This is a genomic window from Massilia sp. YIM B02763 (assembly GCF_030412015.1).
In the GTDB taxonomy this organism is placed as follows: domain Bacteria; phylum Pseudomonadota; class Gammaproteobacteria; order Burkholderiales; family Burkholderiaceae_D; genus Telluria.
Genome location: NZ_JASNRD010000003.1, coordinates 232,525 through 246,362, shown reverse-complemented (window position 1 = coordinate 246,362; position 13,838 = coordinate 232,525). Strand labels below are relative to the sequence as shown.

At 67.3% G+C, this 13,838-nt stretch carries 10 protein-coding genes; 9 read left to right on the top strand and 1 reads right to left on the bottom strand.

Features of this window, described 5'->3' with window-relative positions:
- Nucleotides 1-65: 65 nt before the first annotated feature.
- Entirely contained in the window at nt 66-3,242 is a 3,177-nt protein-coding gene (locus tag QPK32_RS06720) for an error-prone DNA polymerase (protein ID WP_290412009.1), read from the bottom strand.
- Between the two features lie 94 nt (nt 3,243-3,336).
- Here QPK32_RS06720 and QPK32_RS06715 point away from each other — a divergent pair, with 94 nt between their 5' ends.
- From QPK32_RS06715 to QPK32_RS06675, 9 genes are all read left to right on the top strand, one after another.
- Nucleotides 3,337-4,122, top strand: coding sequence for a PhzF family phenazine biosynthesis protein (locus QPK32_RS06715; RefSeq protein ID WP_290412008.1), 786 nt, complete (start codon nt 3,337-3,339; stop codon nt 4,120-4,122).
- 26 nt (nt 4,123-4,148) lie between these two features.
- Nucleotides 4,149-4,406 (top strand): antitoxin Xre/MbcA/ParS toxin-binding domain-containing protein, encoded by a 258-nt coding sequence (locus QPK32_RS06710; protein WP_290412007.1) that lies wholly within the window; start codon nt 4,149-4,151, stop codon nt 4,404-4,406.
- 73 nt (nt 4,407-4,479) lie between these two features.
- Nucleotides 4,480-5,811, top strand: coding sequence for a flagellar filament capping protein FliD (gene fliD / locus QPK32_RS06705; RefSeq protein ID WP_290412006.1), 1,332 nt, complete (start codon nt 4,480-4,482; stop codon nt 5,809-5,811).
- Between the two features lie 190 nt (nt 5,812-6,001).
- Nucleotides 6,002-6,757: a DJ-1/PfpI family protein gene (locus tag QPK32_RS06700; protein ID WP_290412005.1), complete on the top strand. Its 756-nt coding sequence runs from the start codon at nt 6,002-6,004 to the stop codon at nt 6,755-6,757.
- Nucleotides 6,758-6,887: 130 nt separating this feature from the next.
- On the top strand, nt 6,888-7,964 hold the full coding sequence (locus QPK32_RS06695; RefSeq protein ID WP_290412004.1) for an AI-2E family transporter: 1,077 nt from the start codon (nt 6,888-6,890) through the stop codon (nt 7,962-7,964).
- 148 nt (nt 7,965-8,112) lie between these two features.
- Nucleotides 8,113-10,512 (top strand): TonB-dependent siderophore receptor, encoded by a 2,400-nt coding sequence (locus QPK32_RS06690; protein ID WP_290412003.1) that lies wholly within the window; start codon nt 8,113-8,115, stop codon nt 10,510-10,512.
- Nucleotides 10,513-10,927: 415 nt separating this feature from the next.
- The gene (locus QPK32_RS06685) at nt 10,928-11,881 is read left to right on the top strand and encodes a glycosyltransferase family 2 protein (protein WP_290412002.1); all 954 of its coding nucleotides are present in this window, start codon (nt 10,928-10,930) and stop codon (nt 11,879-11,881) included.
- Nucleotides 11,874-12,290: a GtrA family protein gene (locus QPK32_RS06680; RefSeq protein ID WP_290412001.1), complete on the top strand. Its 417-nt coding sequence runs from the start codon at nt 11,874-11,876 to the stop codon at nt 12,288-12,290. The genes QPK32_RS06685 and QPK32_RS06680 overlap by 8 nt, the downstream gene beginning before the upstream one ends.
- A complete protein-coding gene (locus tag QPK32_RS06675; protein ID WP_290412000.1) occupies nt 12,271-13,830 on the top strand; it encodes a glycosyltransferase family 39 protein in 1,560 nt (519 codons plus the stop codon). Before QPK32_RS06680 ends, QPK32_RS06675 begins: the two co-directional genes overlap by 20 nt.
- Nucleotides 13,831-13,838 lie beyond the last annotated feature (8 nt).

Here is a 13,838-nt window from a genome sequence, read left to right as displayed (position 1 = left end):
AAGAAACCAGCCGCATTCTGTGATCGAACCCGAGGCGCCGTATTGTATGTGCGTGCTCTGCCCGGCTAGCAAAAATCCCTGCTGCGCGTATCCAGGCTCCCCAGCAGGTGCGACATGTCGACCAGGCGCTTGGCGACCAGGTGCCGCACCTCCCCTTCCCGCTGCCAGACCCCATACACGCCCAGCAGCGACGCGTTCAGCACCTCGCGCCGCTGCTGCTCCACGAGGCTGGCCCACACGATCACGTTGATGTTGCCCGTCTCGTCCTCGATGGTCAGGAACAGCACGCCCTTCGCCGTGCCGGGACGCTGGCGCACGGTGACGATGCCGCAGGCGCGCGCCAGCTGGCCGTTGTGGAAGTCCATCAGCACCTCGGCCGGCAGGAAGCGCTTGGCCAATAACTGCTTGCGCAGCAGCGCCAGCGGATGGCGGCCCAGCGTCAGGCCTTGCGCACGGTAGTCGCCGACGATTTCCGCGCCTTCCGACGGCGCCGCCAGCGACGGGGTTTCCTCGACCGGCACCGTCGGGCGCAGCAGGTCGCGGTCGGGCACGGCGCCCACCGCTTCCCACAAGGCCTGGCGCCGGTGGCCGGCCAGGCCCACGAGCGCGTTGCCGCCGGCCAGCACCTGCAGGTCGTGGCGGTCGAGCGATGCGCGCCGCGCCAGGTCGGCCACGCCGGCGAACGGGCGGATCGCGCGGGCCAGCTCGATGCGTTCGCCCGCTTCCTGCTTCAAGCCGCGCAGCATGTGCAGGCCCAGGCGCACCGCGGGCTGGGCGCGCGACGTATCGTGCAGGTCTTCCAGCGCCGACTCCCAGCCGCTGACCGTCACGTCGACGGGACGCACCTCGATGCCGTGGCGGACGGCGTCCTGCACCAGCTGCGACGGACTGTAGAAGCCCATCGGCTGGCTGTTGAGGAGCGCGCACAGGAAGGCGACCGGTTCGTGGCACTTCAGCCAGGAGCTGGCATAGGCCAGCAGCGCGAAGCTGGCCGCGTGCGATTCGGGGAAGCCGTATTCGCCGAAGCCCTGGATCTGGCTGAAGATCTGCTCGGCGAACGCCATGTCGTAGCCGCGCTCCAGCATGCCGCCGACGATGCGCTCGTAGTAACGCTCGAGGCCTCCCTTGCGCTTCCAGGCCGCCATGGCGCGGCGCAGCTGGTCGGCCTCGCCCGGGGAGAAGCCGGCGGCCAGGATCGCCACCTGCATCACCTGCTCCTGGAAGATCGGCACGCCCAGCGTGCGCTGCAGCGCGATCTTCATGTCCGGACTCGGATAGACGACGGGCTCCTTCTGCTCGCGCCGCTTCAGGTAGGGATGCACCATCCCGCCCTGGATCGGTCCGGGGCGCACGATCGCCACCTCGATCACCAGGTCGTAGAACCGGCGCGGTTTCATGCGCGGCAGCATGCTCATCTGCGCGCGCGATTCGATCTGGAAGACGCCGACCGTGTCGGCCCTGCAGATCATGTCGTAGGTGGCCTTGTCGTCGTGCGGAATGTCCTGCATCTCGAACACGGTGCCGCGCCGCAGGCTCACCAGTTCCAGGCCGCGGCGCAGCATCGACAGCATGCCCAGCGCCAGCACGTCGACCTTCATCAGGCCCAGTTCCTCGAGGTCGTCTTTGTCCCACTGGATGACGCTGCGCTCCGCCATCGTCGCGTTCTCGATGGGGACCAGGCGCGACAGCTGGCCGCGCGCCATCACGAAGCCGCCCGGATGCTGCGACAAATGGCGCGGAAAGCCGAGCAGGCGCTGGGCCAGCGACGCCCATTGCTGCGACAGCGGCGCTTCCGGATCGAGGCCGCTTTCCGCCAGGCGGTTCAGCAAATCGGCCTTGCTGTCGAACCAGTGGTGCTGCTTGCAGACCTTGTCGACGATGGCCAGGTCCACGCCCAGCGCCCGCCCGCTGTCGCGCAGCGCGCTCTTGGGCCGGTAGCTGATGACCACCGCGGCCAGTGCCGCGCGCGTGCGCCCATACTTGCGGTAGATGTACTGGATGACCTCCTCGCGGCGCTGGTGCTCGAAGTCGACGTCGATGTCGGGCGGTTCATTCCGTTCTTTCGAGATGAACCGTTCGAACAACAGGTTCGCGCGCGCCGGATCGACCTCCGTGATGCCCAGGCAGTAGCACACCGCCGAATTGGCGGCCGAGCCGCGGCCCTGGCACAGGATGTGTTGCGAGCGCGCGTAGCGCACGATGTCGTAGACGGTGAGGAAGTAGTGCTCGTAGCGCATCTCGGCGATGAGCGCCAGCTCGTGCTCGATCTGCGCCTGCACCTTGGCCGGAATGCCTTCGCGGAAGCGCCGGTGCGCGCCGGCCCAGGTCTCGCGGCGCAGGTAGCTGGCGGCCGTGTGGCCGGCGGGGACGACTTCGTCCGGGTATTCGTAGCGCAGCTCGTCGAGCGAGAACGTGCACTCGTCCATGATGCGAATCGTTTCGATCAGCGCCGCGCGCGGATAGATGTTCGCCAGGCGCACGCGCGAGCGCAGGTGCTGTTCGGCGTTCTGCGCCAGCAGATAGCCGCATTCGGTGACGGGTTTGCCGATGCGCACGGCGCTGAGCGTGTCCTGCAGGGGTTTGCGCGATCGCACGTGCATCACGACGTGGCCGACGGCGACGATCGGCAGGCCGTGCTGCCAGCCGACTTCCTCGACGGCCATGCGGTGCGCCTCGTCGAAGGCGCGGTGCAGCAGGTTCAGGCCGATCCAGGCCCTTCCGCCGAACGTCTGCGCGAGCCACGCGGCCTGCACGTGCAGGCGGTCGACGTCGGCCGGTTCGTGGCCGGGATACGCGGGCAGCAGGATCGCCAGGCAGTCCGGCATGCCGGCCAGGTGGGACAGGTGCTCCGGCGGCCCATCGAGGTCGCCGGGGCGCAGCAGGTAGCTGCCCTTCTCGCTGCGCGTGCGTCCCAGCGTGACCAGTTCGCACAGGTTGCCGTAGCCGTTGCGGTTCCGCGCCAGCAGGATCAGGGACAAGGCGGGCGAGCCGTCCGGGTGCTCGAGGTGGAAGTGGGCGCCGACGATGAACGGCAGGCCGGCCCGCTTCGCTTCCGCATGCGCGCGCACGACGCCGGCCAGCGAGCACTCGTCGGTGAGCGCCAGCGCCGCATACCCCAGTTCCACCGCGCGTGCCACCAGCTCTTCCGCATGCGACGCCCCTTGCAGGAAGGAGAAGTTCGACAGGCAGAACAGCTCGGCGTAGGCAGGCAATCCCTGCGCGGAAGGTGGGTCGTTAGGCATCGGCGTACGTTTTGCGGCAAGTTAAAATGAACCTTGCCAACAATACTACTGTATAAAAACACAGTATAACGTACGAACCCGACAATTGCGAAACATGCACATCCCTGAATCGATCCATGCCTTGATCTGCTTCGGCGCGCGCCCCGGCGAAGGCAACCCGGCCCTGGTCGTCGAAGGCGGCGATCCGTCTCCGCAAGCGCGCCAGCGCCTGGCGCGCGGGCGCAACACGACCTGCGTCTTCATCGACGAGGACGGCGACGGCACGGTCCGCGTCGATTACTGGTATCCGCACATGCGCAGCCCGCTGTGCCTGCACGCGACGCTGGCGGTGGCGGCCGTGCTGTTCCGGCGTACGCCCGATGCGGAGGTCATCGCCGTCGAGACGGCCATGCACGGCCAGCGCCTGGCGCTGCTGCGCGACGGCGACGACTACTTCGTGCGCCTGGCCGCCCAGGCCGTGCCGCAGGTCGACGTCACGGCGGCGCAGGCAGCGGCGCTGCTGGGTACCGCCCCCGTCTCTCCGCCGCGCCTGGCATCGGTCGGCAGTCCCAAGCTGCTGGTCGAGGTGCGCGATGCCGCCGCGCTGTACGCATTGCAGCCCGACCTGGCCTGGATTGCCGCCTGGAGCAGGCAGCACGGCATCAACGGCATCTATGCCTGGTACCGCTGCGAGGATGGCGTCTACGAGGGCCGCAACTTCAACCACCTCGACCCGGCGCTGGAAGATGCCGCGACCGGCGTGGCGGCAGGCGCGCTGACGATCGCGCTGGGCCGCAGCCTGGTGCTGTACCAGGGCCGCGCCGTCGGCGGCGACTGCCTGATCCGCACCCGCATCGACGGGCCGGCGCTGCTGGTGGGCGGCGCCGCCGCATTTGCCTGAATCGTCGACTGGGTTACACTGCGCCGATGGAAAACAACAAACCGAACGACAGCGCCCTCTCCACCGGCGCCTTCGCCGCGCTGCAGGCCCGCTTCCAGGACCAGTCGCGCAAGGCGCAGGCCTATTACACCGTCATGCACGCCGTGCGTCCCGTCGCCGGCAGCGACGATGCGGCCGACGCCTGGATGAACGCGCCCCTGGCCGCCTTCGACGGCGCCACGCCCGCGCAACTGGTCGCGCAAGGACGCCAGGACGACGTGCTGGCGCATATCGCGACACTGTAATCTTCTTAATTGAACGGACATCTGGGTGCTATTCATTACATAAAATGACATCCGGGAGGCGCATAATCGCAATATGACGACCTCCATCTCATCCTCGACCCTGGGCCTCGGCGGCACGAGCGGCCTGTCCGACCTGTACACCTCGGCGACCAAGTCGCTGCTGGCGCAGAATCCCGGCATCAAGCACATCGATGCGCAACTGACGCGCGACGGCGCGCGCCTGTCCGGCCTCGGCAAGCTGGCGCTGGCGCTGGACGACTTCCGCACCAGCGCCGGCAAGCTGTCGTCCGACAAGCTCGACATGGCGGCCAGCTCCAGCGGCAAGGCCGTCGGCGCCCAGCTGACGTCCAAGGAGGCGGCGGCCGGCACCCATGCGGTGGAGGTCAAGCAGCTCGCCCAGGGCCAGCAGCTGGCGAGCAAGGCGCTGCCCGACAAGGGCGCGGCGCTCGGCAGCGGTTCCGCCACCGTGATCAAGGTCCAGACGGGCACGGGCAGCAATGCCACCATGACGACGGTCCGCATCGACGACACCAACAACACGCTCGACGGCATCGCCCAGGCCATGCGCGACGCCGGCCTCGATGCCAAGGTGGTCCAGGACGGCAAGGGCTATTCGCTGAGCCTGACGGGCAAGACCGGCGCGGCCAACACCATGAGCATCAGCGTGGCGGGCGACCCCGTCATGACGGGCTTGCTGTCCTACGGGCCGGGCGTGAACAGCGCGATGACGCAGAAGGCCGCGGCCCAGGACGCGCAGTTCACCGTCGACGGCAAGGCGCTCACGTCCAGCACCAACAAGTCGGACACGGCGATCGCCGGCGTCTCGCTGAGCCTCACGGCCACCGGCAAGAGCGACGTCGCCGTCAAGCGCGACCCCTCGGCCATCGCCGCCAACATCAAGGATTTCGTCGGCGCCCTCAATGCGATGAACACCAAGGTGGCCGGCCTGAAGACGGGGGATGCGGACGGCGACGCCGCCATCATCCAGGTCCAGAACCAGCTGGGCGGCATCCTCGACGCGGCCGACCCGAAGGCGCTGGCGGACATGGGCATCACGCGCAAGGGCAATGGCCTGGTGCTGGACGAGGCCAAGCTGAACGCGGCCATCGCCGCCGATCCGGACAAGGTCACGCAGCTGTTCGGCAAGTCGGGCACGGGCCTGGCCGACCAGTTCGCGACCCGCATCACGCAGCAGATGAGCAAGGGCGGCACGCTCGCCAGCCAGGCCGCCACGGTGCAGGCCGAGGTCGACAAGCTCAATACGCAGAAGCAGCAGGTCACCGACACCATCAACCGCCAGGCCAGCCTGCTGGTGCAGCAGTACGCGTCGGCCGGGACGGGCGGCAGCTCGCTGTTCGGTGCGGGAATGACGAAGCCGATGTCCTTGTTCGACTTCATGGCTTGACCGGACGGCGGCGCAAATCACCGTCGTCCCTGCGCAGGCAGGGACCCAATCGCGCATGCGCAGCCGATATGCGAACAACATTGGAGCCCTGCCTGCGCAGGGCCGACGACGGTGTGCGTTGCCTTTCGCGCTCATCCGCCGGAACTAATCCCCTCCCGGACGACTCTGCTGCATGTCCACGGGAGATAACATGACGGATTCAGACAGACTCGCCGGCAAACGCATCGCCGTGCTCGCCGCCGACGGCTTCGAGCAGGCCGAACTGGAAGCCGCCCTCGCGGCGCTCAAGCATGCCGGCGCCCAGCCCACCCTGCTCGCCCTGCGCCGCGGCCGCATCCGCGGCATGCAGGTGCACCAGTCCGCGGAACTCTTCAAGGTCGACGCGGCCGTCGACACGGCGCGCGCCGCCGACTACGACGGTCTCCTGCTCCCCGGCGGCTACATCGGTCCCGACCTGCTGCGCCAGTCGGCCCCGGCGCGCGACTTCGTGTGCGACGTCCACGCCCTCGGCAAGCCGATCGCCGCGATGTCCCATGCGCCGCTGGTGCTGGTGTCCTGCGGCCTGGCGCGCGGCCGCACGCTGACGGCCTGGCCCGGCATCCGCGACGACCTCGTCAATGCCGGCGCCGCCTGGCTGGACCGGGACACGGTGCGCGACGGCCTGCTGCTCACCAGCCGCGGCCCGCAGGACGCCGACGCCTTCATCCGCGAGATGCTCGCGCTGTTCGCGGGAGAAGCGCCGCCGGCGGCCGCGGCGCCGTCCGATTCCGATCCGCAGCGGCTGGCGCCGCTGGAGGCGCCCGAGCAGCCGCTGCGCTGGCTGTCCGCCCCCTCGATCGGCACCATGCTGAGTCTTGCCCTGCTGGGCGTGGGCGTGGTGGCCGCGAACCACAGCCGGCGCAAGAAAGACGAGGCGTCCCCCACGACGCCCGCCGACGGCGGCTAGCCCCCACATCGTCCCGGAGCAGGACGGGCCCGCATGCGCGCCATCGCCAAGCGTGCGCCAGCGTCCGGATCGTCTATCATGGGTCAGCGTATTATCTGAATCACATGATTGCCCGGATCCCAACCTGCCCATGACCGAATACACGCTCCAGCAAAAAGTCTTCCTGCTCCTCCTCGCCATCGTCACCATCGGTTTCGGCTGGATCCTCCTCCCCTATTCAGGCGCCGTGTTCTGGGGCGTCGTGCTGGCCATCCTGTTCGCGCCCCTGTACCGCAAGTTCGTCGCGCTCACCAGGAACAAGAAGACGGGCGTGGAGCGCAAGAACGGGTCGGCCCTGCTCACGCTGCTCGTGATCGTGGTGCTGGTGCTGATCCCCGTGGCCCTGATCAGTGTCTCGCTGGTCCAGCAGGCCGTTGCCGTGTACGCGAAGGTCAGTGCCGGCCACATCGACTTCGGCGCCTACTTCCGCCAGGTCATCGGCGTGCTGCCGGACTGGATGATCGGCCTGCTGGAACGCTTCGAGCTGACCAGCCTCGCGACCATCCAGCAGAAGCTGTCCGCCGTCGCGGCCCAGGCCAGCCAGGTGGTCGGCAAGTACGCGCTCAACGTCGGCAGCATGACGCTCGACTTCCTGGTCAGCCTGACCATCATGCTGTACCTGCTGTTCTTCCTGCTGCGCGACGGCGACAACCTGGCGCGCCGCGTGCGCCAGGCCGTGCCGCTGGGCCGCATGTACAAGCAGCGCCTGTTCGACAATTTCACCACCGTGATCCGCGCCACCGTCAAGGGCAACGTGCTGGTGGCCGCCGCGCAGGGCACGCTGGGCGGCATCGCGTTCTGGTTCCTCGATGTCCAGGGCCCGCTGCTGTGGGGCGTGGTGATGGCCTTCCTGTCGCTGCTGCCCGCCGTCGGCGCGGCCATCGTATGGGCCCCGGTCGCCATCTACTTCATGGTCTCGGGCTCGCTGTGGGAAGGCATCGGCCTGATCGTCTACGGCGTCGTGGTCATCGGCCTGGTCGACAACGTGCTGCGCCCGCTGCTGGTCGGCAAGGACACCAAGATGCCCGACTACGTCGTGCTGCTGTCCACGCTGGGCGGCATGGCGCTGTTCGGCCTGGACGGCTTCGTCATCGGGCCCGTCGTCGCTGCGCTGTTCATCGCCGCCTGGGACCTGTTCGCATCGGCGCCGGAATTTCACGCGGATTGAGCATCCATGCACCACGGATGAGCAGCACCCGCTCGCCCTCGGTGCAATTCTCACGCATATAACCAAACCTGTTGTACTTATGAGACGAGGTAATTGTTGCTCTGGGATTAATTGATTAGGATTTATTTTTTCCCAGGGGAGCACTTACTTGAAACTGACACCGATTCGCCAGGCGATCCTGCTTGGCCTGACCGGCGCCGCGGCGTTCGCTCTCGCGCCAAGCGCCACCGCACAGAACCAGGCCGTCACGCCGGCAGCAAGCAGCCAGGACGGCGGCATGCAGAGCGTGAACATCGTCGGCTCGCGCCGCGTGGGCAACAACTCGGCCACCGACACCGTCGTCCCGGTCGACTACATCCCGATGACCAAGGTCACCGAGCAAGGCGGCCAGTTCGACCTGGCGCAGACGCTGACCAATATCTCGCCGTCGTTCAACTCGACCCGCCAGAGCGGCGCCGACGGCGCCGACCTGGTCGACTCGGCCGCCCTGCGCGGCCTCGGCTCGGACCAGACGCTGGTCCTGATCAACGGCAAGCGCCGCCATACGACGGCGCTGGTGAACCTGTTCGGCGCGCGCAACCGCGGCAACACGGGCACCGACATGAACGCGATCCCGCTGATGGCCATCAGCAACGTACAGGTGCTGCGCGACGGCGCGGCGGCGCAGTACGGCTCCGATGCGATCGCCGGCGTGATGGACATCCAGCTCAAGAAGACCCTCGGCTGCGAATCCGTGCTCGGCGCCGGCCAGTACACGGAAGGCGACGGCACCAACTGGCTCGCCTCGGCGTATTGCGGCGTGGCCGTCGGCGGCGGCGTGCTGGGCATCACCGGCGAATACCTGGACCGCGGCCGCTCGAACCGCGCCGAAGAAGGCAATCCGCGCATCATCGGCGACTCCAAGGTCAAGAACAAGACGGTCTACCTGAACGGCGAATTCCCCCTCGGCCCGGGCAAGCTGTACCTGACCGCCGGCGCCCAGGACCGCGACGCCTCCTCGGCCGCCTTCGCCCGCGGCGGCGTCGGTTCCGACGACATCCCGTCGCGCAACTCGGCAGCGATGTACCCGAACGGCTTCGTCCCCTTCATCGACGCCGACGTCGACGACCGCTACGGCACCATCGGCTACCGCACCCGCCTCGGCGAATGGGCCAGCGACTTCTCGCAGACCTACGGCTACAACCGCATGCGCTACACGACGGCCCATACGCTGAACGCCTCGATCGCCAACCTGGACCTGATCAACGGCGGCCGCGGCATCAGCCCGTCGCAGTTCGACGCCGGCGGCTTCGCCTTCCGCCAGCTGACCACCAACGCCGACTTCAGCCGCTTCTACGACGGCGTGCTGGGCGGCCTGAACGCGGCCTTCGGCTTCGAGTACCGCGCCGAGAACTACAAGATCTTCGCCGGCGAACCGGGCTCCTACATCGACGCCGACGGCGTCGGCTTCGGCGGCAATGCCGGCAGCCAGGGCTTCCCGGGCTTCCAGCCGGGCGACGCGACCGACCGCAACCGCCACAGCAGCGCCGCCTACCTCGACTTCGAGGCCGACGTGGCGCCGCGCACCAAGCTGCAGGCCGCCGTGCGCTACGAGCATTATTCCGACTTCGGCTCGACCACCACCGGCAAGCTGGCCGGCTCGTACAAGCCGACCGACGACATCCTGCTGCGCGCCTCGGCCAGCACGGGCTTCCGCGCGCCGTCGCTGCAGCAGGTGTTCTTCTCCTCGACCTTCACCGACTTCGTCAGCGGCGTGCCGCTGGACGTGGTGCTGGCGCCGAACGGCGGCACCGTCGCCAACGCGGCCGGCATTCCGAAGCTGAAGGAAGAGAAGTCGAAGAGCTTCACGCTGGGCGCCACCTGGACCCCGACGTCGTCGATCTCCGTCACGGCCGACCTGTACCAGATCTCGATCGACGACCGCATCGTGCTGTCGGGCCGCTTCGACGCCGACAACTACCCGGCGCTGGGCGCGATCCTGCAGAACCTGGGCGTGGGCCAGGCCCAGTTCTTCGTCAACTCGGTCGACACCCGCACCCGCGGCCTGGACCTGACGGCGTCGCACCGCATGCCGCTGGGCGCCGGCAAGCTGAACACCTTCCTCGCCGCCAACTTCAGCAAGACCGAAGTGACGGGCGTGCATGCGCCGTCCGCCCTGGCCGGCTACGAAGACGTGCTGCTGTCCGAGCGCGAGCGCCTGTTCATCGAGGAAGGCGGCCCGCGCCGCAAGGTCACGCTGGACTTCGACTATATCCTGGGCCAGCTGGAGACGGACTTCCGCATCGTGAACTACGGTCCGCAGACCCTGGGCACCTTCTCGGGCCCGCCGGTGCCGAACCAGCACTACAAGTCGAAGACCTCGGCCGACCTGGCCTTTACCTGGGCCTTCAGCGACAAGACCAAGCTGACGGTGGGCGGCACGAATATCTTCAACGTGCATCCGACCGAACAGGATCCGAACGAAACCGATAACGGTTTCAAGTACGAAAGCGTGCAGTTCGGCCTGAATGGCGCGGCGTATTTCGCGCGCTTGTCGCATAAGTTCTAAAAAAGCGGTAACACATGAACCGTCGTTCCCGCGCAGGCGGGAACCCATGCTGAACCCCGGAATTCGGTATCTCGGAAGCACGCGCAGGCTTCAGAAATACTGACCTCGGGAACTCGGCATGGGTTCCTGCCTGCGCAGGAACGACGGTTTTTTATTGCTGGGTTATTCCCGAAGATTTTATTGTTGAGCCGAACTTTCCATATCTCGCCGGCATTACCCTTAATTGCGCCGCAACGTGAAGCCACAATATTGAAGGATGTGCTATTTTTAGCGTCGCTGATGCATAAGACCAGACGTCGATGTGGAGGGATCCTGAATGAGCTTGTCCAAAGAATCGCTGCTTGCCGATCCACCCGTAGAGCGTTCATTTTCTATCGGGGAAATGACGGAGCATGCCATGCAGGCGAAGCGGGTCATGGATACCATGCCATTGCTGTCGCTGGTTGTCCCCTTCTATAACGAAGAGGAAATGATCGCGCATTTCTTTGCGCGGGTCATTCCCGAACTCGAAGCCATTCCGAATATCCGCTTCGAGATCCTGTGCGTCAACGACGGCAGCCGCGACCGCACGCTGGAATGCCTGGTGTCGTTTTCCCAGGGCGACTCGCGCGTGCGCGTGATCGACCTGACCCGTAATTTCGGCAAGGAGGCGGCGCTCACGGCCGCCATTTTCGAAGCGCGCGGCGACCTGATCGTGCCTTTCGACGCCGATTTGCAGGACCCGCCCGAAGTGATCGGCAAGCTGGTCGAAAAATGGCGCGAAGGGTATGAAGTGGTATTGGCCAAGCGCGCCGACCGCGAATCCGATTCGGCCCTCAAGAAATGGACGGCCTTGCTGTTCTACCGTGTCCACAACGAAGTGTCGGACGTGCCGATTCCGGAAAACGTGGGCGATTTCCGCTTATTCACGCGCAGCGTCTGCGATGCATTGAAGACGCTGCCGGAATCCTGCCGCTTCATGAAAGGCCTGTTCGCCTGGGTCGGCTACAAGACGGCCGTGGTCGAATACAAGCGCGAAGCGCGCGCGGCCGGCAAGACCAAATTCTCCGGCTGGAAGCTGTGGAATTTCGCGCTCGAAGGCATCACCAGTTTCAGCACGCTGCCGCTGCGCATCTGGACCTATCTGGGCGTCTCGGTCGCCATTTTCGCCCTGATCCGCGCGGTCTGGCTCGTCTTGCGCACCATGATCTATGGCGTCGACGTGCCCGGCTATGCATCGCTCGCCACGGCCGTGCTGCTGCTGGGCGGCATCCAGCTGATCGGCATCGGCGTGCTGGGCGAATATGTCGGCCGCATCTACGTCGAATCGAAGGGGCGTCCCGTGTACCTGATCCGCAAGCGCTACGAAAGGACGCCGGCGCATGCGTGACCGCGCGGCGCTCCGGCGCTTCCTGATGTACGCTGTGGTCGGCGTGGCCGGCACGGCCGCCCATTACGCCTTCCTGCTGACGGCCGTGTCGATGGGCGCGCTCAAGCCCGTGCCGGCCTCGGTGCTGGGCGCCGTCGTCGGGGCCGTCGTGAACTTCGTGCTGAACGCGGCCTTCACCTTCCGCGGCCAACAAGCCAGCAAATTCGGCCACTTCGACTGGGGCACGGCCTCGCGCTTCTTCGCCACCGCGGGCCTGGCCGCCATCGCCAACGGCGCCTTGATGGCCGTGCTGGTCGACGGCCTGCGCCTGGACTACCGCCTGGCCCAGCTGATGGTGACGGCCATCCTGATGTGCGCGACCTACGCGATCAACTCCATGTGGACCTTCCGTGTCAGCAAAGCTCGCTAACCCCTCCGCCGTCGCCGGCCTCGGCGCGGACCGCAGCGTCGACCGCCCGGCCCCCTTGACCGCCGCGCGCTTCTGGACGCTGTGCGCGCTCGTGACCCTGTTCGCGCTGGCGCTGCGCCTGCCCACGCTGGCGAGCCGCTCGCTGTGGCTGGACGAGACCTACAGCGCCTGGTTCGCCGCCGTGCCCCTGCACGAGTTGTGGACCAGCGTGCCGCTGTACGAGACCCACCCGCCGTTCTACTACACGCTGCTCAAGGGCTGGACCGCGCTGTTCGGCACGGGCGAGGTGGCGATGCGCAGCATGTCCGTCCTCGCCAGCGTGCTGACCGTGTTCCTGCTGCCCGTCTGCGCCCGCCAGGCCCGGCTGGGCGCGCGCGCTGAACGCGTGGCCCTGCTCGCGGCCCTGTTCCTGGCCGCGAACGCCTACAGCATCAATTTCGCCCAGCAGGCGCGCCCCTACGGCATCCAGGCGCTGAGCGGTTCGCTGGCCGTGTTCTTCTCGGCGATGCTCGTCCTCGAATTCCTGCGTCCTTCGGGCCGCCTGCGCACCTGGGTGGTCGGCCTCGCGCTGTCCACGGGCGTGACGATGTGGCTGCACAACACGGGCGTGTTCGCCGCCTTCGGCATCTGGACCGGCATGGTCGCCGCCCTGCTGCTGTGCACGTCCGGCCCGCGCCGCACGCAGGTGCTGGCCGTGGGCCTGGCCGGCATCGGCGCGCTGCTCGTGTGGTCGCCGTTCGTGCCGATGCTGATGAAGCAGAGCGCGGCCATGGCCAAGCTGAGCTACTGGATCCACTTCAAGCCGTCCAACACGATCGCCGCCTGGAGCGTGATCAGCGGCGCTCCCATCATGCACTATCCCGTGGCCCTGCTCGTGCTGGCCGGCTTTGCCTGGCTGTGGAAGCACGCGCGCGCCCATTTCTGGCACCTGGGCTGCGTGCTGGCGCTGCCGATCCTGGCGCTGGCCGCCTACAGCTTCCTGCTCAAGCCCGTGTTCCTGTCGCGCCTGTTCGAGTGGCTGGCGCCCCTGGGCATGGTGCTGCTGGCGCTCGGCATCCACGCCTTGCGCCCGCGCTGGCGCCTGCCGGCCGTCGCCGTCATCCTCGCGCTGTCCGCCTATGCCGTCGCCAACTTCTACCGCTCGCAGACGGAAAACTGGCGCGAGACGCTGGCCCAGCTGAAGCAGGAAAGCCGGCCCGGCGACCTGGTGCTCGCCTTCCCGAACGAGATCCAGATGCCCGTCGCCTACTACATGAAACCGGGCACCGGGCCGGCCGTGACCTACCTCCCCGGCCCCTTCCCCGCGCTGGGACTGGAACGCACCTACACGGGCAATTCGGGCGCGCCGAACATCGCGCCGGAAGACGCCGCCCGCGTGCGTGCGCTCGCCGAAGGCCACCGGCGCGTCTGGCTCGTCGAGCGCCTGGCGAACCTGTACGACCCGGACGACATCGTCATGAAGGAATTGGGCAGCCGCTACCGGCTCGTCAAGAAGATCGACGGGATCGGGGCGGTGATCCGCTTGTACGAATTGCCGTGATCGGCGTG